The sequence below is a fragment of the Janthinobacterium sp. 67 genome, from assembly GCF_002797895.1.
In the GTDB taxonomy this organism is placed as follows: Bacteria; Pseudomonadota; Gammaproteobacteria; order Burkholderiales; family Burkholderiaceae_D; genus Janthinobacterium.
Genome location: NZ_PGES01000001.1, coordinates 2,299,270 through 2,320,733, shown reverse-complemented (window position 1 = coordinate 2,320,733; position 21,464 = coordinate 2,299,270). Strand labels below are relative to the sequence as shown.

The 21,464-nt window shown below is 51.3% G+C and carries 20 protein-coding genes and 1 pseudogene; 11 read left to right on the top strand and 10 right to left on the bottom strand.

The window, feature by feature from the left end; genetic code table 11:
* Nucleotides 1-1,586: 1,586 nt before the first annotated feature.
* A complete protein-coding gene (locus CLU90_RS29270; protein ID WP_131688159.1) occupies nucleotides 1,587-1,895 on the bottom strand; it encodes a hypothetical protein in 309 nt (102 codons plus the stop codon).
* Between the two features lie 514 nt (nucleotides 1,896-2,409).
* On the opposite strand from CLU90_RS29270, the gene CLU90_RS29265 reads away from it, so the two are divergent.
* Complete coding sequence (locus CLU90_RS29265; protein ID WP_157808801.1) at nucleotides 2,410-2,736, top strand: hypothetical protein; 327 nt, start codon at nucleotides 2,410-2,412, stop codon at nucleotides 2,734-2,736.
* A gap of 340 nt (nucleotides 2,737-3,076) precedes the next feature.
* Here the strand turns inward: CLU90_RS29265 and CLU90_RS10445 are convergent, their stop codons facing one another.
* From CLU90_RS10445 to CLU90_RS10425, 5 genes and pseudogenes are all read right to left on the bottom strand, one after another.
* Nucleotides 3,077-3,436, bottom strand: coding sequence for a hypothetical protein (locus tag CLU90_RS10445; protein WP_100427878.1), 360 nt, complete (start codon nucleotides 3,434-3,436; stop codon nucleotides 3,077-3,079).
* Nucleotides 3,433-4,101 carry a ParA family partition ATPase gene (gene parA / locus CLU90_RS10440; RefSeq protein ID WP_100427877.1) on the bottom strand — a complete coding sequence of 223 codons (669 nt, stop codon included), beginning with the start codon at nucleotides 4,099-4,101 and terminating at the stop codon, nucleotides 3,433-3,435. Before parA ends, CLU90_RS10445 begins: the two co-directional genes overlap by 4 nt.
* Before the next feature lie 822 nt (nucleotides 4,102-4,923).
* A pseudogene (locus CLU90_RS30215) lies at nucleotides 4,924-5,130 on the bottom strand (hypothetical protein); the annotation flags it as partial.
* A gap of 674 nt (nucleotides 5,131-5,804) precedes the next feature.
* A complete protein-coding gene (locus CLU90_RS10435) occupies nucleotides 5,805-7,442 on the bottom strand; it encodes a VapE domain-containing protein (protein ID WP_100427876.1) in 1,638 nt (545 codons plus the stop codon).
* A 219-nt stretch (nucleotides 7,443-7,661) separates the two neighbouring features.
* A complete protein-coding gene (locus CLU90_RS10425; RefSeq protein WP_232731155.1) occupies nucleotides 7,662-7,868 on the bottom strand; it encodes a helix-turn-helix transcriptional regulator in 207 nt (68 codons plus the stop codon).
* Nucleotides 7,869-9,371: 1,503 nt separating this feature from the next.
* On the opposite strand from CLU90_RS10425, the gene CLU90_RS29255 reads away from it, so the two are divergent.
* Nucleotides 9,372-9,920, top strand: a complete 549-nt coding sequence (locus CLU90_RS29255; protein WP_157808799.1) for a hypothetical protein — start codon at nucleotides 9,372-9,374, stop codon at nucleotides 9,918-9,920.
* A gap of 332 nt (nucleotides 9,921-10,252) precedes the next feature.
* Nucleotides 10,253-10,813, top strand: coding sequence for a hypothetical protein (locus CLU90_RS10415; protein WP_157808798.1), 561 nt, complete (start codon nucleotides 10,253-10,255; stop codon nucleotides 10,811-10,813).
* A 125-nt stretch (nucleotides 10,814-10,938) separates the two neighbouring features.
* Here CLU90_RS10415 and CLU90_RS30120 read toward each other — a convergent pair whose 3' ends face one another.
* Nucleotides 10,939-11,388 (bottom strand): helix-turn-helix domain-containing protein, encoded by a 450-nt coding sequence (locus tag CLU90_RS30120; protein ID WP_269799993.1) that lies wholly within the window; start codon nucleotides 11,386-11,388, stop codon nucleotides 10,939-10,941.
* A 200-nt stretch (nucleotides 11,389-11,588) separates the two neighbouring features.
* On the opposite strand from CLU90_RS30120, the gene CLU90_RS10400 reads away from it, so the two are divergent.
* The 6 genes from CLU90_RS10400 (at nucleotide 11,589) to CLU90_RS10380 (ending at nucleotide 16,251) form a co-directional block, all read left to right on the top strand.
* Nucleotides 11,589-12,263 (top strand): hypothetical protein, encoded by a 675-nt coding sequence (locus tag CLU90_RS10400; RefSeq protein ID WP_100427871.1) that lies wholly within the window; start codon nucleotides 11,589-11,591, stop codon nucleotides 12,261-12,263.
* A gap of 265 nt (nucleotides 12,264-12,528) precedes the next feature.
* Complete coding sequence (locus CLU90_RS29250; RefSeq protein WP_157808797.1) at nucleotides 12,529-13,005, top strand: surface-adhesin E family protein; 477 nt, start codon at nucleotides 12,529-12,531, stop codon at nucleotides 13,003-13,005.
* A 170-nt stretch (nucleotides 13,006-13,175) separates the two neighbouring features.
* Entirely contained in the window at nucleotides 13,176-13,562 is a 387-nt protein-coding gene (gene tnpA / locus CLU90_RS10395) for an IS66-like element accessory protein TnpA (RefSeq protein WP_100427870.1), read from the top strand.
* Nucleotides 13,559-13,906, top strand: coding sequence for an IS66 family insertion sequence element accessory protein TnpB (gene tnpB, locus CLU90_RS10390; protein WP_100427869.1), 348 nt, complete (start codon nucleotides 13,559-13,561; stop codon nucleotides 13,904-13,906). The genes tnpA and tnpB overlap by 4 nt, the downstream gene beginning before the upstream one ends.
* Nucleotides 13,907-13,935: 29 nt before the next feature.
* Nucleotides 13,936-15,522, top strand: coding sequence for an IS66 family transposase (gene tnpC / locus CLU90_RS10385; RefSeq protein ID WP_100427868.1), 1,587 nt, complete (start codon nucleotides 13,936-13,938; stop codon nucleotides 15,520-15,522).
* 105 nt (nucleotides 15,523-15,627) lie between these two features.
* Complete coding sequence (locus tag CLU90_RS10380) at nucleotides 15,628-16,251, top strand: hypothetical protein (RefSeq protein ID WP_157808796.1); 624 nt, start codon at nucleotides 15,628-15,630, stop codon at nucleotides 16,249-16,251.
* Between the two features lie 802 nt (nucleotides 16,252-17,053).
* On the opposite strand, the gene CLU90_RS10370 is transcribed toward CLU90_RS10380, so the two are convergent.
* The 3 genes from CLU90_RS10370 to CLU90_RS10360 all read right to left on the bottom strand — a co-directional run bounded on the left by CLU90_RS10370 (nucleotide 17,054) and on the right by CLU90_RS10360 (nucleotide 19,397).
* On the bottom strand, nucleotides 17,054-17,374 hold the full coding sequence (locus CLU90_RS10370) for a hypothetical protein (protein ID WP_157808795.1): 321 nt from the start codon (nucleotides 17,372-17,374) through the stop codon (nucleotides 17,054-17,056).
* Nucleotides 17,375-17,590: 216 nt separating this feature from the next.
* The gene (locus CLU90_RS10365; protein ID WP_100427864.1) at nucleotides 17,591-18,025 is read right to left on the bottom strand and encodes a hypothetical protein; all 435 of its coding nucleotides are present in this window, start codon (nucleotides 18,023-18,025) and stop codon (nucleotides 17,591-17,593) included.
* A 709-nt stretch (nucleotides 18,026-18,734) separates the two neighbouring features.
* On the bottom strand, nucleotides 18,735-19,397 hold the full coding sequence (locus CLU90_RS10360) for an SOS response-associated peptidase (RefSeq protein WP_100427863.1): 663 nt from the start codon (nucleotides 19,395-19,397) through the stop codon (nucleotides 18,735-18,737).
* A 205-nt stretch (nucleotides 19,398-19,602) separates the two neighbouring features.
* Here CLU90_RS10360 and CLU90_RS29245 point away from each other — a divergent pair, with 205 nt between their 5' ends.
* Together CLU90_RS29245 and CLU90_RS10355 are read left to right on the top strand one after the other, a co-directional pair.
* Entirely contained in the window at nucleotides 19,603-20,346 is a 744-nt protein-coding gene (locus tag CLU90_RS29245; protein ID WP_157808794.1) for a hypothetical protein, read from the top strand.
* Nucleotides 20,347-20,684: 338 nt separating this feature from the next.
* Entirely contained in the window at nucleotides 20,685-21,464 is a 780-nt protein-coding gene (locus CLU90_RS10355; RefSeq protein WP_232731154.1) for a RuvA C-terminal domain-containing protein, read from the top strand.

Below are 21,464 nucleotides of genomic sequence, written 5' to 3'. Positions count from 1 at the left end.
GGCTCCAGCTGGAGCAACGTGTTTTCATCCACTGTGCCGAAGGCACCTAAAAAGAGGCCAAGCAAATTTTGCGAAGGCTTTTGTTACGTCGCTATACAGGCCAGGACACTCATAGCCAGTGTTATTACGGGGCCAGCCACCCTCAAGCCAATTTTCTTGGCTCTGGGGGCGCGCCAACGCCCCTGAGTCTTACACACAGTTGATGCACTGCCGTATGCTTTAGTCGAGCAAATTGCAGTAGCGTCGGGACCGCCGGATGCACATAATCGTGCCCGTCCGGCGATAACGGGCAGCCAGGGAGCGCCACTCCCTGGTTGACCCACACCGTCTCATGTATTTATGAGAGGGCGCGACCGTCTCAAAGGACCGCCTCGTAAGAGCGCGGTGCTGCAGGAACATTCGGTGTCCACCAGGGCTCCCGATATGTGAAAGCAGATGAAATCCGAAACTATGGAGAGACCAGGTTTTAAATCCTGGACTTGTATCGGGGCGCGAAAGCGTCCGCAAGCTACCCACACCTAGAACTCTGCCAGGTACCCGCAAGGGGCTTGGTGCGCATCTCAACAAACGAAGAGACATGTCCGTGAGCTCGACAGAGCGCGGCATGAACGCGGGGCACCAACTAGCGCAAGCACGTTGGGTTCGGGGAGAGCTTAAGGGTGTAATTGCGACTAACGTCGATAGCAGGGATGCTATCGACCAGGCGTCGCATTGGGAGAGTAAGAAACGGACCGGAAGGTCTTGCCGTGGGATGAGGTGGGTAGTGCCCCTCATTTGTGCGAACTGATGGAACTTTGGAGAAGCGCAAGCGTTTGGGCCTCTTGGCTGCGCGACGGGACACCTCGGTGTTCGCCCGCTGGAAACGGGATTCAATGATTCTTAAGCACGGCTACTTATTCGAAGATACTCCATGGTGAAGACGGGAATGTTGGCCGGAAACGGCGTTGTCAATGATGGGGCTGACTACCCTTGAGACAATGCTTCAACCGAGATGCGGGTAACCGTATCGCGCCGACGGCTGCAAGATGATTAGTGATGGCGCAAGCCAGGCAAACGGAGGGTTCGCACGAAAACCTGTTTGCTTGCTCTCTCGGGAGTGACACGAAAGTCTTAACCGACGCGAAAAGCGTCGACTGTGTGATATATAAGGCTATACCTGTGCTGCTTGGCAGTGGCCAGGTGTCTGATTCCTTGGCAGGAATTGGAATAGTATAAAGCACCTTGGCGGGTGCAAATGCTGATGATATTTAGGTGACCGCTGATTTTTCATATTTCTGAAAAATAGGTGCGTTTTTTATTTTGATAATTAAAACGGGGGCAGGTTTACTTGCCCCCGTTTTCCTCGAACTTTGAATCCTGAGCCGAGGGTAAATACATAGTAAATCGCTCTACATTTTTCGTGGAAATTCAGGATAAATGGTGCGGTCAATGGCGACGAGTCCAACTTTCGTTGATGTGATACGAAGAAATAATGAAAAAAATGGCGGAATCCATTGCTGGGTTCCGCCATGAAAAGAATGAAAATATAGCCTATATTTTTGTGACTTATCAGACCATCGCTCCTCTAGTCTAGATTCCTGGCTGAATCAATGATAAGTAAGGAGTTCTGATTTTGGATACGTAAACGTCCACGGATTTTCTTCGCGTACAAGACGTATCAAGTAAAAATTATGACTGATAATTAGCCAGGTCGTTAGTTCAGAAAAAATTATTGCCTTCGTTTTTGGAGTAATATTTTGGCATGCTGCAAATGCAGCCTCAACACGTTCTATTAAATACGGTACTGCATCATCCGGGAGTTCTTTTTCATGCGGCATTCTACGAGCTAATTCTGGGCGACAAATGCGCAAGTCCAAAAGCTTCTCAATGATGTCTGCGATATCCAGTAGTTTCATACTTCTTTCCTCGATGTTTTTGGTCAGTGTCGGCTCATCCGATGAAGATTGACGGCAGGGCGTTATGCTTCAGCAAGGGCTTCCTTGAAGATGTTCTCTATAGCACGAAGGTGCTTTTCGAAAAAAATGGGTGCCCTGCCTCGTATAGCCTCCTCGACGACTTTCACTCCGCAACCTTGAGGGATGCAAGCAAGATGGCTCACATGCTGAGTTCTCCGACGCGCTTGTTTCTTGTTTTTTGCCGAAATGTACGCGAAAACTTGTCCCGATTTACTGAATTCAAACATATACGTTGTACTAGTCATACCGTATGTCCTTATTTTTGGTTGGCAGTATTTTCTCTGCTTACCCGTATAGCGACGTATTAAAAGCAGGTGTAGTAGACACGGAATTTTTAAATTACTTCATTGGCACCAAAAAACTTGTTCTTTAATGCTGCCTAAAAAATAGGCTATCTTTCTCGTAAATCCGGTGTTAACATTCATTCCCCTATAATAAAAATAAAGGAAATAAAATGAATTTTCTATCGAAATTCTTCGATTTGATGTTCCCGCCATCGGGTACCCCTGATTCTGATTCTGATTCTGATTCTGATTCGGGTTCGAGCTCGGGTTCATCAGCCAGTGGTATTGACGATAATTTTTTTGAGCATGAATCTATGTTGGTCAATCCGGCAAACGGGATGCCGATGATGGGCGGTATCGGTGGCGTTGACGTAACAGGAAATTTTTGGGGGCAGTCCGACACGTCCAGCGACCACGGCCATTACTCGTCAGTTGACCATTCCGCGGATTCATTTGGCAGCAGCTCGATGTTCGACAGCGGCTCGATGTTTGACTGAGTTACCGTCAATGGAGATAGATTTCGGCGCCTGATAACTTGCCAATGGCGATGCCGGGTTTGCACGATTTGACGACTCGGAATGTAACTGAGAGGGGAGGGTGTCCCATGTTTCTGAACAGCCGTCGCTCGTACCACGCGTTGAGCAGTCAAAGGTCGAATGCAGTTCGCCAATTGCACCGCTACGGTTCGGCCCAACGTAAGCCTCCGCCCCTGAGCGTTGGTGGCGACCAATGGTGTCACGAACACGCCGTAGTGAAGCAGGCTGCGGCCTTTGACGGTGCAGTATCACGAAAAAATACCGTTATAACGAGTTAATCGTTATAACGGTATGAAATCAATCAGCTTTTTCTGCCGGGTACGAGCTTCTCAAGTCGGCCGAGAGCCTCGACCAATTGTTGACCATTGAGCGCGCTTAAGGCATGTAATCCGGCGCGCACGACCTCACTCTTGCTGGTCGAAACACGGCCTTCCCTAGCCGCAGTAATGCGTAGTTCCTCGATTCTTGTATAGTCATCCAGGGGCATGGAAAACGTGTCCCTCACAACGGATGATTTTTGCGGGGCCGGCTTCAGTTCCTTGGCGGGTTCCGGAGACTTCAGCAGGATAGAATCTGCTTTGTCGAAACGGTTGACCAGGGCTGCATCTTGTTGCGCAACTGTCGAACGCAATTTGTCCTTGTCAAACATCTTTTTCGTCACTTGCTCTCTCCTAGTAAGGCCAGCACCTCGTCGGCGAGGACACTGACCTCATCCGCCGCGACCTTTGCATCTGGTCCTAACGCGGAAACCGACATACCGCTCACGACAGCTTCTTGGTATGCAGTTCGATTCGTCAACCGCGACGACAGCAGCGGAATGCCAAAATCGTTTAGCTCCCGCATGATTGCTCTTGAGAGAGACGTGCGCACAACTCGATTCGGCAGGATGCCCGCCTTCATGCCAGGATTGAAATCTGTTCCCCGCTCAATCAAAAGTTTGACCCCACGTGCGGCCCAAAAGTCCGCGGGCGATGGAGGCAAGGGCACGATGACTAAGTCGGCTACGAGAATCGCAGACTGGGGACTTAAAGACTCCAGGCCTGGCGGACAATCGACAACGATAAAATCGTAGTTATCGAGATGCTTTTGAATCTCTCGATGCACTTTCCCTGCATACGTCGAAAGGTTGACTACCGCCGCTGGAAATGGCTTTCCTTCTGGTGCCGCGCTTGCCCAGGCGGATGCCGATGCTTGCGCATCGCAGTCCGCTACTAAAACCCGATAGGCTCGTTCTGCGAGTGCGGCCGCGAGAATCATCGTGGTTGTGGTTTTACCGACCCCTCCTTTTGGGTGGCAAATTGCAATGATGCGCGCTTGTTTATGCATATGATTATCCTTTATTAATGATGGAATCGATTGGGACGGTGATATCCGTTCTACTGATATGTAGCGACATGATTTATGTCGTCGGCGCAAAGCGGTGTCTAAATTACCCCGCTGGCCGGACTACCCCGGCACTAGCAATAGGTAGTGGTCGAGCGCAATGGCGCGCGTGAGGATGTGTTGAAAATCATGTTCACATCGTGGCCTGAAACCGTATAGCGAACTCGTGGAGGGAGATAGCGGTGGCGATATCAAATTTTTTGAGACCGAGGTGATGGCTGGGGCGGGAGGAGCAAATTACCCGTTTGACACTGGACGACTTTGCCCTTGGCGGCGCCACTGAGGCAAATACAAGTACCAGCCTTGAGTACGCAGTCGTGGAGCCGGCGACACTCGGGCTTGCGCGGTGTAAATGTCTCTGTTTGACCGTCGTGAGCCAGTATGTAGGCCGCTCATGACTGCGGGCGTAATGGCAAACACTATGTTTGGCGGGAGTAAATGGCAAGAAGTGGGCGTAAATCAATGAAGTACCCTGGTTGCCCACCTTCCAGTAAGCTAGTATTCATGCGGGTTTCAGCGGTATTAGGGGGGAAGGGGGGCAATACTAAGCCGACGGAAGTTTTCGTTTATTACAGCGCTGAATGGGAGGTAAAGAATACCCTTCAGTAACTCTTTTAAAACGCTACACTCTATACCCTAATTCTTGGAAACTGAGTATCCATGCGGGTTTCAAGAAGGGTGTCGCTTCTTGAATAGTACCCCATCGGCTCCCTAATCGGATGTGGTTCTATATTGGAGGTGGGCATCGTTGAGTATGGACAATCCTCATTGGCCAATCACGAGCGAATTCGCCATGGCCAAATTTTTGAGCGACTTGTCGTAGTGCTCGTCAGTGAGGCGGATGCTCAGTTCACCAAAAAGCGAGACAGACGTACGTATAGACGCTGTAGCTCTGGGGTGGACCTGATGAGCCACAGTACACGCCAGCCAAGTCTTGCCCAGGTCCGTCGGGCTAGTAAATAGCACATCCTGTTTGTCGAATAGCCATTAGCGGGACAGCACCTTTGGTACAGCGCCTTTTCAAGCGTGCGAGCGTAGTGGTAGTTGTCCTGAGTGGTCGTGTTGGACTTGAACTTGGCGCGCTTCTGGTGCTGGCCAAATGCTGTGCCATCGCATTCGGTCGTCTTGTGGAAAACCAGCAAGCATGGCCGTTCTTCGAAGCCAGGGTTCAGGCTCAACATGGACTACTCGGAAAGCCGCGCGCCATGCCGAACAGTTTCAGGCGGGTCAGCTTATGCTTGGTTGCGTGACGCCCTATGCCTCATGGCTCATCTTTTCGTGACATGACGGGCCGTATCAGGGCGGCCTGCCGTATATTTTACAAATTGTTTATATCGTTTATTGCTCCGGTCAATGTGGATGGCTGGATTGGTGGTAGATGGCGCCGCTCAGGTTCGCATGCTCGGACAGGTTAAGCGTGACGCTTTGTGTGGCAACTCAAAGTGCACGCTTAGCCAGGCCCGCGCCGAACTCAGCAATGACGATGGCTCGCGGGGGGGGGGGGGGATGGCCGCAGGAGAGCCGCTCCGCCGCTTTCCTGCGGCACCGGATGCGGCAGACCTGCTAGCTTGCGGCCGGCTCACTTAGAACGCGTCAAATTGTCCAGCTTGGCGCAAAAGGCGTAAGCCAAGGGTTGTGATTGTCTGTCAACCAGCTTTCTTGCGTTTGGCATAGCCATTTTGCCGCGCGATAATAGCTTTCAGCTCAGCGTAGTGGACGCTGTCTTCGCGAGGTATCAAGCGCCATACGTCCCGACCATTGCTAGGTTCTGGTTCACCGCCGGTTAACTCGCGCAGTGCCCGGCCGCATTCGCCGATGGTTTTGCGGTCGTCGGCTCGCAGTCCGACCAGCATCACGATTTCCGTCACCGTCAGGCGGACTCGTTGGCGTTCATCTTTTTTTGGTTCGGAGCCGACCAGCGACATTTGGTGTGCCACTCTGTCGAATTCGAAAGTAGCGGTAATGAGTTCCTTGACTGGTACGATAGCGCCGAACTCGCGATTTACGGCCGTCAGCCCATTCATCTCGTGCTCTGTCAGCCACCACTGTTCGCCCTCCATAAACAGTGACTTTACCTCCGCCCATACCTGTTGCATGTTGATGCCGTGCCGAGAGTTCACTGACGTTACAGGCACCGTCCACCAGCGACGATTGCCCGTGTCGTCGACGAGGTAGTCTGGCTTATTTACCGACGCACCCATTATGGTCTGGCGGGTCAGTTCGCTGTCTTCCCGGCCATAAGCGCGGCGTTGACAATCGACGGTGTCTGACATGAACGCTTTGAGACTACCCATTTCGCTGGCCGAGAACGTCGAGTCCAACTCGCCAAGCTCAACAATCCAGTGCGCCGCCAGGGTGAAAATGTGGTCCTTATTGCTGGGTACGAGCTTGAAGCTAGTCTTGATAGCCATCGTGTTTGCCGGTGCTAGCGATGCATACCACGTAGTTTTACCTGCATTTTGCGCACCTTGCAGTACCAAGCATCCTTCGTATTTCGTGACGGTTTCACGCGAATGGCGGTATAGCGCTGCAACCGCGCTAATGAGCCAGCGGCGGACCATCGCATTTCGATGCGCTTCAAACCGCGGTGCAACCTCCAGTGTGGCAAAGAATTCGTTCAAGCGCGACACGCCGTCCCACGCCGTTGAGTCAATCCAGTCGCGAACGGGATGGAAGGCATTCTTGTCCGCAACCTGTTGAATAGCCTCATCGACACGGCTCTCTGGCATGCGCAAACCGTTGAGAATGACCAAGTCCAAGACCTTGCCGCGGTTGCGCTCACGGCGATTGTCCTCGTTGTACTCAATATCTGGAATTTTAATCTCGGGTTTGCGCTTGAGTTCGTTATATCTGACTAACACTTTGTACTCGTTCAATAAATATCGCACGTTGTCGAATACCGGGTCGGGGGTCTCGATGAAGTCCTTGCCTCGAGGTCGAAGTGTGGTGACGGGCCAGTTGATAGCGGCAAGTTTCCCGTTTGGTTGCAATTTGACTGCGTCGGCCCCCTTGAATGCCTGCGTATCTACAGCCCTCTCGTCAACGCTAGCGATAGAGTCGTCATCTACGGTTGCAGGTAAGGCGGTTGTACTCGAACAGCTATCAGTGCTAACTGCTCGGCTACCTGCGATAGCTGCGTCGGAGTTGCAATCGTCCTGCGCGCTTCCGCGGCTTTTGGATTGTGCGAACAATGGGTCGTTACTAGCAATTTCCTCTATCAGTTTTTTTTGTACTTCAAAATTATTTGTGACGTGGGCGGAGTGTATAGGTTGTTCAATATTCATTTCTTTGGAGTCTCAATTAGATGTCATTGGTGTTATTTGTAGTTGAGTGCATTGCAAATTTTGCAATGATGCGTTTAACGTCGATGTGGTCGAATATGTCCTTGGGCAGCGCATCGTCGTTGGAGCAAGCCAAGACGGCCAAGCTCCCAGCTATGGTCGTTCCGGTTTCGGCCGAAACCGTTCGCGCCCAGTTGGCCCGGGGAGGCTCGAAGTGCGCTGTCATTTGCTGACCTCAACTTGGCTTTCGACGTGACTGGCGAGCCAACGGTCGATATCGATTTGCCGCCATCGCAGCAACCGTGTGCCCGGTATATGCAGGCGCGGCGGTACCGCAAGCCTGTTCCGCTTCAAGTCCTTCTTGATGGTCTCCGGGCTGCGACCAAGCATCGTGCTGAGCTCGTTTAAATCGACTAATGTGCTATTCATACTGCTCCCATTCATTGTTAGCGTGAATTTATAGGCCGCTCTCGGTATGTGGACCGCGATACGTGCCAGTACATGACGTACCGGTGAACAGCTATAGGGGATGAATTTATATTGGTGGTCAACTAAGACGGGGCAATGCGATTTGCATGGGCCAACTTCGGCGCAGGGTATCCATTGGACAGGTATGCTTGCTAACGCTGCGGTCAAAGGGAGTATCGAATTGTTAAAGAGCGAATCTTCTCCGCGCGTTGTGCGCAAAGTTTTTTGAAAAATGCAGCGGCCAAAGGTGCTTGAGCGCAGTTTGTAAAAAATATTATTTAATTTGCTTAAGATAGAGTTTATTAAAAATGAGATATATTCTCATTTGATAAATCACTCTTTTGACGCGGCAAAAGAAATTTGCCGGTAAGAATTGTGTTGCAGTAGAGAAATCATGCCATGCTAAATAGTCTCTGTCAAGAAAATTTCTTCGTGGATACATTGCTTTCTCCGCCGAGCACATTCAAGATGCTGGCTCCTCCTTCCTGCTGTGTGACCTAGTGTGAAAAATCGCCTGCCATTAAGTGGTCTCAAAGCAGGTTGCTCTAGCGTACCTTCACTTCAAAAGTGAGAGGGCCGTCACGGAAGATGGTGAAAAGTCGCCCTCTCAACAATGAAACTTGGACCTTGGAACAAGAGACCTGGATGCAACCTAGCATGCTAGCCGGATTGTAGCCATCATTTGAAATGATGTACTTTATTGTGCCGAATTTAGCCGTGTCGACTCTGCCAGTGCATCTCTCATTAATATTTGTAAAAAACAAGTTTTTTGGAGAGCTAGCATCATATTTCTATCCTGCAAACAAAAAAAATGAACCAACCCCATAAAGTCGATTGACAAAATTAAGCGAATAATGCTATGATGCAACTTATGGACTGAAGGCGTTAACTGCTAAAGCGATTGATGACCTGCCGCTGCAAAGAGTATGAACTCTTATGGTGAAAGAATTTTTTAGGTCCATGTATTAATCGAAGCACCGTCTTGGCAACGCACGCCCCCTTGACGTTATTACACTCTATTTGAGTTCAATAACGTTTCTATAAGGAGGACTATCATGCATTCATTGTTGCCAATAAAATTTCCAAAAATAATACATTTTTTATATCCTCACGGCATAACTGCGTCATTTTTCACATCTGTCGTCAGCCGGGGTTTTTCACATTTCCTTAGTTTCTATTTCCAGTTGCGGCCGCGTTTCGTTCGCGCTCATTCGTCTTAACGTTCTTTACACTATTTTTTAGTTGGCATTTTAAATGCTGTTGGATTCGTGTCGCCAAAAAATGATTAAACCATTTGAAGCCACAAAAATATCCTACTTTTTATTGGTCGCCAGGTCTTCACTCGTACCGTATATAAATTATCAAGCTATACGATTAGTTGGTTGACTCCTCGACTAGCGATGAAAGCGGATGGCGCGAACGTAAGTTGTTCTTTAGAAAATCTCATTAAAGCTAAGGGAATATATGAATAATTATGAAACTAAATGTGGTGGAAAAATCAACGTTACTCACCAAGGCTGGAATCATCTGAAGGCGCATCCAGATGTTCTTGTTCACCTGGAGGAGGCCATCTCTAAAATACGGCTGCCTGCAACGCCACAAAAAATTGAATTTGAGGTCGACATGGGGCGTATCGTTGGCCGCCAAGGGATTATTGAGACCGCTCCTGTCGATGCCAAGGAGCGAACATTATTTGCTATCCGTGCTAATCGCAAGTTGCCTTCGCGTGTTGCCAGTATGAATACAGCCGGGAGTGAAACGACGCGAATGGTAGTCATCGCCAAGCCAGGTCGTATCAAAAATCAGTATGACCTTATCACTTCGTGGATTGGCACATTTGCTAAAAAAGAGCCTTGGGACTCAAGCATCGCGACGCGGAGTCAATTCGAGGAGTGCTTGAACTTCTGGCGTTCTATTGCGCTGGTATACCAACCCGATGTGATGGGGCCGATATTTGAGAGTAGCTGGACGGATGTTTTGTCACTTGCTGAATCTCCATTTGCGCGTCCATGACCTCATAGGTTGCGTCGAATTGGCAGAGGGGGTGCAAGGCCATTGGCGCGATAGCTTGAGGGACGATATCCGAACAAGGCCATGAAATGGATGCCTAACTTGAATTTTCGTCCGACCTTGTTCTTGCTGTTGCGAGGGGCACGCGCGTTAGCGCCGAGCGTGCCCTGGTTGCAGTAGTTACAGTAGTTGTAGCGGTCGTAGCAGTCGTAGCAGTCGGTCAGCGCCGGGCTGCTCCTTACGTTATGCGCGACATGATGGGCCAGACGTATCTATACATGGTAGAGCAACTCAAGAAGAGGGCTCACTTACCCATCAAAAATTTGGAACCAACCATGAACATGCTCAACCTTGCCGAATGCAGCAGCCTTGCCAAACGCGCCGCCATCGCTGCTCTCAAACGTGTAAAACCACCTGCACCTGCACCCAAAATCACACCCAAAGACCGAGCCGGGGGCCCAGTTTTCATTGTCGAACATGGTCAGGTTGCATTGCTGACAAAAAATCGCTGGGGGCGTGTTGTTCACGCTGTTTACATGCCTGAAGCTGATGGCTTGGTCGAGGCGTTGATAACAATCGACCGCCACACCCAGGCGGCTAGCTACGCCCGTGGCTTGATTACAGAGCATTTGAAAGCAGCGGGAGCTGTAAGCAGGGAAGTGCTGAGCGTTGATGCGGTGCTGGAGTCGTTTAGATGGATGTCCGCAAAAGATTTTGATGCCACGCTCGACGCGCTAAACGACGGGGCGAGTATCGAAGACCTGTTTCAGGTTTGGCTTGAAGCGAACCGCGATGCAGGCACGCCCTGGGATGCTAAGCCGCCGCCTCATCAACTAGATTGGCTGGGCGCGAGTTGGCAGAAATCGCTTGCCGTCAGGAGCTCGAAGAAGCTGTAAACAAAAGGGGATATGCTCGGAGAGCTCTGTGGTGCAGGGCTTTTTGTCGGTAATGTAGCGAATGCGGGCGTTGTTTTGCAAAGATTCCGCCTGGTGCATCAGGATGCTCAGTACCTGTCCAGAACCTACGAATTTATATGCGTGTCTAGTAAAGACTCCTCGTCCCGTCCCAGCGCTGCCGCCAACTTCTCCACATTGTCGAGCGAGATAGATGTAACACCTCGCTCGACCTGGCTCACATAAGTCCTGTGTAGCCCGGCCAACTCCGCAAGTTTTTCCTGAGATAGCCCTTGGTCGACCCGCTCGCGCTTCATGTTCTTGGCAAACCTCATTCTCAGCGATTTTATGTCGCCGCTCAGTTGCATCTGTGTAAGTGCCAAATGTAGCCGCTCCAGGTTGTCGAGTGACATATTCTGCACCGCGCGTTCGACTTGGCTTACATAGCTACGATGAAAGCCCGCGCGTTCCGCGAGACTTTCTTGCGATAGCCCTGCCGTCTCGCGCTTGGATTTTAGCTCCGCGGCACATCGATGCCGAAAAGTGGGGCGCTCTGGTGAGGATGACGGTTCGTTCATGAGACGAAGGGTCAAGCAATACTTGTTTTATATCTACAGCTAAAAACTCTACTCTATTTACTTCTACTGGTTTTAAATCTACAATATATTGCCACATAGAAAATAATTGTGCTTTTTAAAACTAACGTCACTTACGCGGTAGAGCGCCTGTTTTTGAGCCCCGCGTCTGCCGTCCATTGACAGAATCCTATGGAAATAGAATGACTAAAAAAATCATCCTGACCGCCGTTGCTGGTGTTGTCCTGCTCAGCGGCTGCAACACAGTGAACCAAAGCCTAGCTAATCGCCAGGAGGTAGTCGAGATTTATCACATTTTCGATTTCAAGACTCAAGCCGACGTCGCCACGGTGTCCCGTGCTGCTGCAAATGGTCTGGCTCAAAACACGAACAGCGTGCAGAGCTCGACGCCGCTGCAGCTTGGCATCACGGTACCCGCAGAGCCAGGAAAATTCACCTTGGTAGATATGGCGGGTGCAATGGGTGGTGGCATGGGGGCAATGATGCAACTCGCTGCGGCTCAAAACGGCGGCGTCGGAGTAAAAGTAGCTAAATGCGACGGTGCTGTCTGGACATCAAAAGCAGTCAGAAACATTTCGGGCTCGAGCAATCTGACCCTGTACAGTTGCCTCTATCGCTATCAGTCAGGCTATAACCTTGACATGTACGCGGTGTTCTCCAAGACACGCGGGGGCCTGACTGGCGTGCTTCAAAGCGGCTCAGATGCACTAATCGGTACACCAGAAGCGTGGGTAAACAAAACGATTATTGACACCGTGCGCACCATCGAAAGCGCAGCTGGTACGCGAGCGGTGCATGTTGAAGGACAACCAGAACTCGGGCCGTTGCCGGCTGTCGACAAGCTCAGTCGCGGCTAAACGCGCATCGCTGCTATCTTGCGCGCCGAATTGCAAAGGCGCTCTATAGAACGCCAGCAATAAAATTGGTGGCAAAAAATTAAGGTTGCGGCTGTTTGAAGCACGGCTTCTGGCCCAGCTGGTCTGCGTGCAGAAATTCTGGGTACGCCTCCCTCTGTCCAAGGGAAGGCGTATTTGCCAATTACGCTATTGAAAATCATAAGAATTGGCCAGAATTTAAATTCGTAGAGTTGAGTTGTTTTAACGATACAATTGGATATTGCTCATGAAAAAAACTCTGATAGGCTTGGCTTTATTTTCTCTGATTGGCATTGCAAATGCTGAACCGGCCCGCTTCATGCTGCACTTAAGCAGCAAAGAAAAGGCAATATTTATTTTTGAAAAGGATATTGAAAAAAATAAAAAAATTGTTAGGGCCTCGATACAACAAATAGAAAATCCTCGTTATGTGAACGTGGGCGACTTTTACTCTCGGCAGGGGCGTTGGGAGGCGAATTGCGCTAAGCGTACAATTCAAGTATTGAGCGTTGTAACTCACGATTTGAATGGAAAGCCGACTTCGGTGTCAAATGTTCCAACAGATTTTCTGCCTCTCATTCCAGGTACATACAGTGCGGATTTTTTTGAAATTTTATGTAACCCGAAATTTCCAAATATTGAATCGCTAACAAAACCAATTGATGACCATAAAGAGTACGCAAAAAAAGCGTTTAGGGTGTTTGAAGAGCACTCATCAAAGTGATAGAAAATTGCACGGTCGGTGCCACTGAATTTTTCCATGAAATCGTTATTTTTCTGGAACCCGAGGCCAAGAGCAGGTAAGCGTAAAGCCAGCGCCGTCTTTACCTTGACTACTCCTGCCAGCATGATTTGAGGTTGAGACACAAATCGATTGTGTCCACAAACTCGATTATGGACACAATAATTCAACCAGTCGCAAGACCCTCAAAACGTGGCAGCTACCGGCGCCACTCCGATGAATTCAAGCGGGCCGTCGTCGCCCAGTCGCTGCTGCCTGACGCATCCGTTTCGCGCATCGCCCGCCAGCACAACCTCAACGCCAATCAGGTATTCGCTTGGCGTAAACTGTTCGGAGAAGGCCAGCAGGAATCTGGCAATAATGTCTGCACACTGCTGCCGGTGACGGTGGTGGCGTCGGTCATGGCACAGCCCGTGGCCGAGCAGGCACCAGCGTGCGGCGGCATCATCGAACTGACCGTTGGCAAAGCGCGGCTGCGGCTGGAAGGCGCCGTTGACACTGCCGTGCTGCACCTGGTGTTGCAGCGGCTGCTGCCATGATCGGCCTGCCGGCCCACACCCGGATCTGGATCGTCGCTGGCATCACCGACATGCGCTGCGGCTTCAACGGCCTGGCGGCCAAGATAGAGACGACGCTGCAGGCCGATCCATTCAACGGCCATGTGTTTGTATTTCGTGGCCGGCGCGGCGACATCATCAAACTGCTGTGGTGGACTGGCGACGGCCTGTGCCTGCTGGCCAAGCGGCTTGAGCGGGGCCGTTTCATCTGGCCGCAGGCCAGCAGCGGCACGGTCACGCTGACGCAGGCCCAACTGTCGATGCTGCTCGAAGGCATCGACTGGCGCCAGCCAGTACGCACCTGGCAACCATCGTCGGGCTTGTAAACGTCGGCGCCCTCGCGTAAACTTGGCCCATGCTCAATTCAGCCGATCTGCCCAACGACATCGATGCCCTCAAGGCATTGCTGCTGGCGGCCGAGCAGACGCTGCGTGAGCGCGACACCGTCATCGCCGCGCACGACGAGCTGGTGTCAGGACTGCGCGCGCAACTGACGACGACCGAGGTCGAGATCGAGCATCTGAAGCTGATGATTGCCAAGCTGCGTCGCATGCAGTTCGGTCGCAAATCCGAGAAGCTGGACCACCAGATCGAACAGCTGGAACTACAACTGGAAGACCTGCAAGCGACCGAGGGTGAGGCCGAGCGTGAGCGGCCGCCGGCAGACAAGGCACCGCGCACCAAGTCGGCGCGCAAACCGCTGCCGGAGCACCTGGCGCGCGACGAGCGCGTGTATCAACCGCAGGCCGAGGCTTGCCCGGCCTGCGGTGGCGGGCTGCGCAAGTTGGGTGAGGACGTCGCCGAGCAACTGGAGTTCGTGCCGGCCAGCTTCCGCGTGATCCGTCATGTACGTCCGAAGCTGGCGTGCAAGTGCTGCGACACCATCGTGCAGGCACCGGCGCCAAGCCGGCCGATCGCGCGCGGCATTGCCGGACCGGGGCTGCTGGCCCATATCCTGGTGGCCAAGTTCGCTGACCATCTGCCGCTATACCGGCAGTCGGTGATCTATGCCCGCGAAGGCGTCGAACTGGAACGTGCGCTGCTGGCGAACTGGGTCGGGGCGGCCAGCGCGCTGCTGCGCCCGCTGGTCGAGGCGATCCGGCGCCATGTGCTCGCTGGCGCCAAGCTGCACGCCGACGACACCCCGATTCCGGTCCTGGCGCCCGGCAATGGCAAGACGAAAACAGCGCGGCTGTGGACCTACGTGCGTGACGATAGCGCGTCGGGCGACACCACGCCAGCAGCGGTCTGGTTCGCCTACACGCCGGACCGCAAGGGTATCCATCCGCAAACCCACCTGGCCAGCTTCAGCGGCGTGCTGCAGGCTGACGCCTATGCCGGCTTCAATGCGCTGTACGTCGACGGCACCATCCAGGAGGCGGCATGCTGGGCGCACGCACGGCGAAAATTCTACGACCTGCACGCGGCCAGGTCATCTGCCATCACGACCGAGGCTCTACGACGCATCGCCGAACTGTATGTGATCGAAGCCGAGATACGCGGCAAGCCGCCGCACGAACGACAACTGGCGCGCCAGCAACGATCACGACCATTGCTCGACGAGCTTAATGGCTGGCTACGCGCCACGCTTGAAAAGCTGTCGCGCAAGTCGGACACGGCGGCGGCAATCCAGTACGCGCTGAACCTATGGCCGGCGTTACTGCGTTACTGCGACGACGGCATCATTGAGATCGACAACTCGGCCGCCGAGCGGGCGTTGCGCGGTGTCGCCATCGGCCGCCGCAATTACCTGTTCGCAGGTGCCGACAGCGGCGGCGAGCGTGCTGCCGCGATCTACTCGCTGATCGGCACGGCCAAGCTCAACGGTGTTGACCCCGAGGCCTGGCTGCGCCATGTGCTGACCAACATCGCCGATCATCCGGTCAATCAGGTCGACGACTTCCTGCCTTGGAACTGCGCCGCGCAGCTCCCTTCGGCTTAAACAACACGCCGCTTCCCAGCGGTGTGATGCCATCATCTAGCAAATCAACGCCAGGCTCAAGACGGCGCAGGCTTTACGCTTACAGAGCAGGAACAAGGACGTTTGATGAAAAAAATAAAATCTGTATTGAATGCGACGGGTTGGCTCTCATCGCTATTTTTAGTTGTTGGTTGCCAAAGCCCTGCCATCACTGTCACCAACAGCCTGTTCGGCATTAACCTGGATGACAACATGAAAGGAAGGAATCTGGGTGCCGCTGTCGCTTGGGACGAGCAGTGGGCGGGCTCGATGACCTCTCCCGCACGTAATCAGCTGTACGCTCAGGGTATTGCAAAAGGTACCCCTGAATTCAATCTACGGGTTGTTCGGGTGAACACCCGTTTTGAGTTCAGTGGATTGTTTGCGTCCACTGGCGACAGGATGTGGCTTACTTCGGCGGTTGTGCCTGACCACTTGCCGAAACTGCACATGTACGACCTCGTGGAGATACGTCAAACAGATACATTTCAGGTAAACAAAGACTTTGCAAGCAAAGGCGAAGGCAACATCGTTGTTCGCATCCTGTGCAAGTATGGAACACCGGACTATGAAGCTTGTCTGGACCGTCAACCCCGTATTGGCAAGCACCGTGGTTTTGGTGAAACCAATACCCCGTACCCTGTCAGTATCAAAGAATACGGCTTTACGTACACGCCGATGTATGACGCCGAAGGCAGAGCAATACGATAAATTCCTAGCTGCCGCGCTTAGCATTCCCCGTCTGTTTCAGCAAGAGCCAACTCCTAGGCGGAGTTATTTTCAGCTGCAAGCTCAGTAAAGTGCCTCCGCCTCACTTTTGATAGCAACTGCAGCCCCTGCTTGCCGACGCCGCACGGCTAGCTTCTTTGCTTCTGCAACCAGCAGCCGACGCGCTCCACCCAGGACTGCGTGCGTCCAAGTCTCACCAGTTTTCTGCACACAAGTGAGGCTAGCATACCGGGCTTGGTGCGTGACGGCACTCATGTCGTTACCGCAGATTACCAGCACTTTATCGAGGTACGCTTTGCTAGCGAAGACCGTCGTCCATTTTGTTCTGTCTGATTTGTAGACGCAGATACGGATGCCGTTCGAGGTTTCCTGTAGGTTGTGGTTCATTTTGTCATTGCTCACAAAAGGGGTTTTTTTACACGTAGAGGTGCCGGCTGCACGCTTATTTAGGCGGACAGAAGTTGTTCTGGTACCTCTTGTATAGCAACGTCTTTATATAGGGGGCTGGAGGCAAAGAAGGGGGACTCAACCCGTCCGGACGCGTGCTGGAATGCCCTAGAGTCCGCATGTGTGGTGTGTTTGGGTGTTGTCGAGGCTGTTGTTTGCCTGTCAACAGGGTTGTATCGACCGTTTGTCCATGGCAAAACTATCAGCCGTTAGCGCTTGGTGCCATCTTCTACCTGTACGGTGGCCCACCGCGCTTGTACTACCTTGTAAAAAAAAGAAACCCGCCAGACCATAGTTCGGTCTGAGCGGGCTCTTGGAATAAATTAATACTGGGTTTTTAGGCCTGTGGTTCAACCAGCATAGCCAAAGTAATACCTTTTTTCGCCCATTTTTCCATTGACGGCCCAACACGGTCTTTATCTATCGGTGTCATGTTATTCAGCTTCGCATCTACGGCCACCATGACTGTTTCCAGATTTTGCTCGGCTTTGAAATCACTGCCTGCTTCCAACTTTTCTTCCAAGCCATCTAGTACAGAACGCAAAATTTGCAGATACTCGACGACGCGCATTTCTTGACCTGAAAGCAAGTTTCCGGAGATGTCTTTGGTAAGACTGTTTGCAAGGCGCACTGCATTCGTGATTTGTTTGTTGCTCATGATGACCTCAGTTAGTTATTTTTGGTCTATGTTGACCAAATGAAATTTTACCATATGGCAATATTGGCATTGCTGGGACGGATGAATTTTGATGTCCTGCAAAGTGTAGGTACACTTAAACATTTGCCCACAATGCTTGTTCGTATGTCGCTGCCGCGCGATATTCAGGGTAACGATATCAAATACGCCCCGAATAAGGGGCGTAGGATGGGGGGCCTAGTCGTTGTCGCTACGGAGCGCTGCTCGTGTAACCCAAACTCCTGGCCTTATCTGTACTGTGAACCAATCTGCGTCGAACCAATCTGGAACTTCGTTTTTGTTGTTGATGGCGTCGACCAAATCCCTGAGCCTAGTCCAGGTCGAGTCTCCACTGCTTGTCCACTCACAGTACGTGGTATCGGAGGTCTCGCTGAATATTCGTACATTCAAGCCGATATTTCCGTCGCGCCCCCCATCCCAACCTAGTCCTTCGGTCGCGATATAATGAAGAGCTTCTTCGATAGTACCGGATTCAGTCTCTTCTTCAGCGACAAACTGTACTAGCTCAGTTAGTAGCGCCACAGGTCCATTCTCAAACTCATCTGAGATTGTCAGTAGCGCCGCCAGCTCAGCTGCGGTGATGTTTGGTGCATTGTTTTTTTTGATGGTCACAGTGATTCTCCAATAGGCCTACGATTATGTGATTATTTTTGCGTCGTGCCAGAGTTCGCCATTTTCAACACCATTTATGTGGCCCTGAATGTGGACGTGGCTATAGCGTATAGTCGCAATAATTATTTAGATTGGCCGGAAACCGATGTGTTTCCGTCATAATGGAGGCGCTAGGATTTGCGCTGAAGGCTAGTAACATCCAGTAGCCGTAGAAGTTCTTGCGTTCAAGGCTATATAATTGAAAAACCGGGAAATGAGCTATGGTGCTCAGTTAGCGAAGTATTGCGTACTCCGGGGCTCGGCTAATCAATGGATGAATATTTTTGATTATGTCAGAATAAATTCCATGTGGCAACTTTTTTTAAAATAAAATATCTAGGACTTCAGTGGACGAGATGGCCGTGGTCTAGGCCGACACATTCCTCCAGGTTGCACCGACGTTTTCCTGCTTTTTGACAAACGAAATCTTGGTGAGGTCATAATCACGAAACGGCCGGCAAGCAGCGGTTGAGCATGTGGCCGGCGCCGATGACCCAAACGATGGTATTGATTGAAATGTTGCAAATGATACAAACGATATTTCCGATTTAAATCGTACTATCCGTTTGAATCGTCCTATTCGTACAGGCGTGCGGTAGCCGGAAATCTTGTCCCTGCGTTGGAACCGTTTGGATGCCGGTGACTGCAGTTTGCTCTTATTCCAGTCAGCTCAAAATAGCTCTTTCTGCAAGGCCACGGCTACCTTTGGTGCCAGTTGTCCTGCCATCAGTTCGGCCGGGTAGGGCTGTAGGTATGTCCGCGCGCGTTCGGTGTCCTTGCATCCAAGCCAATCGTCGTAGTCGGCGTTCGGGACAATGACCAGCGAGCGCTTTTCCTCGCCTTGACGGTGGAAGCGCTTCATGAGCCGGTGGTCGTCGGCGTTGATGGTCAGCTGGGTGAAAGAAAACGACTTCTTTCCATTCTCTTCTTCCCATTCCCTGTAAAGGCCGGCGACTGCAAACGGCTCGCCGGTGGCCATCCCAATGGACCAGCGCACGTGCGCAGGTTGCTCCCAGTTTGGTTCGAAGAAACGGACCATAGGGACAAGGCAAAGTTGAGACTTGGCCCATGCGGACTTGTAGGTCCTCAGTTGGCCAACGGTTTCGGCACGGGCGTTCATTGTCGTGAGACGCTGACCAGGCGGCATGTGTCGTTTGGGGATGAACCCGTAGGTGCCGGTGAGACCTTTGCGGTTACCGGCGTCGTCATGAACAATGATGGGGCCGACATAGTCCTGGTAGAGCTCATCACGCCAATCGTCGCTTTCCTCCATGGAAGTGCGGAAGAAGTCAAAGGCCAGTTGCCGTGAAATAGTCACGTAGTTGACGCACATGGCGTTCTCCGAGTTGAATGTAGATTGGTGATTTTATCCGGCATTCTGGCCGACGTGGTGGCTGTCGTTTAGACTTGCGTGCCCACCTTTCCTGCCGGCGAAGACTGAGCATGTCAGTCTTGGGATAACGTACAATTGTCCGCAATCGGCCAAAAGCCGCCATTGAAGATTTCTTGTCATATATGAGGCAATTATTTGGAGCGTAATGATGGGTGTTGAAACTACAGGGCCTTGTCGCCTTTGTGGGCAAAATGCAGTTTTACAAAATTCGCATATATTGCCCGCTTCAGCACATCGAAACACTAAACAAAACGGAAGGAATGTTCTGCTGGCGTCCGGAAATGGAATCTTCAAGCGGAATAATCAAACTGATTTTACTGACCTATTACTATGTTTTACGTGCGAACAGGAATTTTCAAAATTCGAAGGCGTGGCTATAGAGGCGTGTCGCGTAGCTTGGCGAGAGCGAGGGGCTGCGACTTACGTAGTGCCGGCCGGTGCGGTAGCAGCATTGATTGCGTTCGCATATTCGGTATTTTGGAGAGCATCAATATCATCGCGACTAGGCTTTTATAAGCTTCCAGGCACGGTCGAAGAACGTCTCAGATTGGCCCTATCAGCAGGAAGCTTGCCTCTACCGCCGGAGTTGGCTATTAGTGTGAGCTTTCTTAAGGTTCTAGACCTTCCTCTAACGGACCGTACCCTAATGGCACCTTGGAAAGATAGGTTAACGGCAGGGTTAGAAGTTCATTATTTCTCTGTCTTCGGGATAGTTTTCCGCATGAACTTTCCTTATGCCTTGCATGAAATAGAAACGGATGAATTTTTTCGTTCCGACATTTTAACTGGGCGAATCTTTCCTCTAAAAAAATGGGAAGAAGAGATGATTGACAATCGGTTCACTTACGAAGCTTTCCATGCAAAATTCGTTGAGCGCCCAAGTACCTGACCATTTGGTATATATATTTCACTGTATCGCAGTTTCTGCCAGAAAAATGACATGGCTATGTGCAGAAATTTTAGTCGATTCGCAGAGAGTACGCGACCTATGTTGCATTGTCGGAAAGTAGCATCGGCATTGAGAATGCCGCTCTAGAGTTACCCGGAAAATAAGAATGAACTTCCGCTTTAGCGTTTTGCTTATTGGCTTTTCCTAAGAACCTGAACGTCCGCTTAGGGGTGTTTTCTGCATGTAGCGAGGCCGATGGTAGAGGCAAAACTGGATAGTACTACGTGCTTTTCGCTCTACATTAATGTTGTCTAAAAAATTATCGAGGTCAATGTGTCATGAACAAGGAAATTTTTCATTCCGACTATGATAACCACCCTGAAACTGTCGCTTCTGAAATGGAGCTAAACGAATATCTTTCAGGAATTGCAGAAGAGATAGGTTGGATTGTCATCTGTTTTAACTCCTTGGAAGACTTAATCGGTAGCTTCTCAAGAGAGATGATTCTTCGTGACCCTGACCAAGACGAACGGCTCGATGTGTTCCTAGCTGAAATGGGATACACAGCCAAAGCCCGCGCTTTGGTTCATCTGTACGGCCAAGCGATTGCGCATGGTGCAGCCCGATTGCCCGACGGTGAGGTTGTAGAGCTGGAAAAGGACCTCAACTTAGCCGCGACAATTCGCAATGGATATGCACACGCGGATTGGTTCGGGCTGCGCGCCGATGCGTACATCAAAGTGAAAACGAGGTCTAGTAGGAACGGCATCATCCATCGGTATAAACGCATTGATTTAGAGATAGCAAGGGCTGATGTTCGCTACATCGTTTCGGTACGTAACAGGCTGGAAGCAGTGCATGAACTGGTCCTGGACACTATCTACGACAGGATTCCTACAGATGACGTGGCAAAACGTATACTTCCTTTGATTGAGTATCCGCCGTCTGCTCATCAAAAGACTTCCACGGGAAGGGCCTACGATGAAACTCGCGAAGACATCCTGCATGCTCTGTTAGCTTTAGGGTACGAGAAAGAAGAAGCTATGATTACGTTGCAGAGCATACCATTCGGCGTAACTGTGGCTGATGGAATCAAACTTGCGCTTACTAAACTGTAA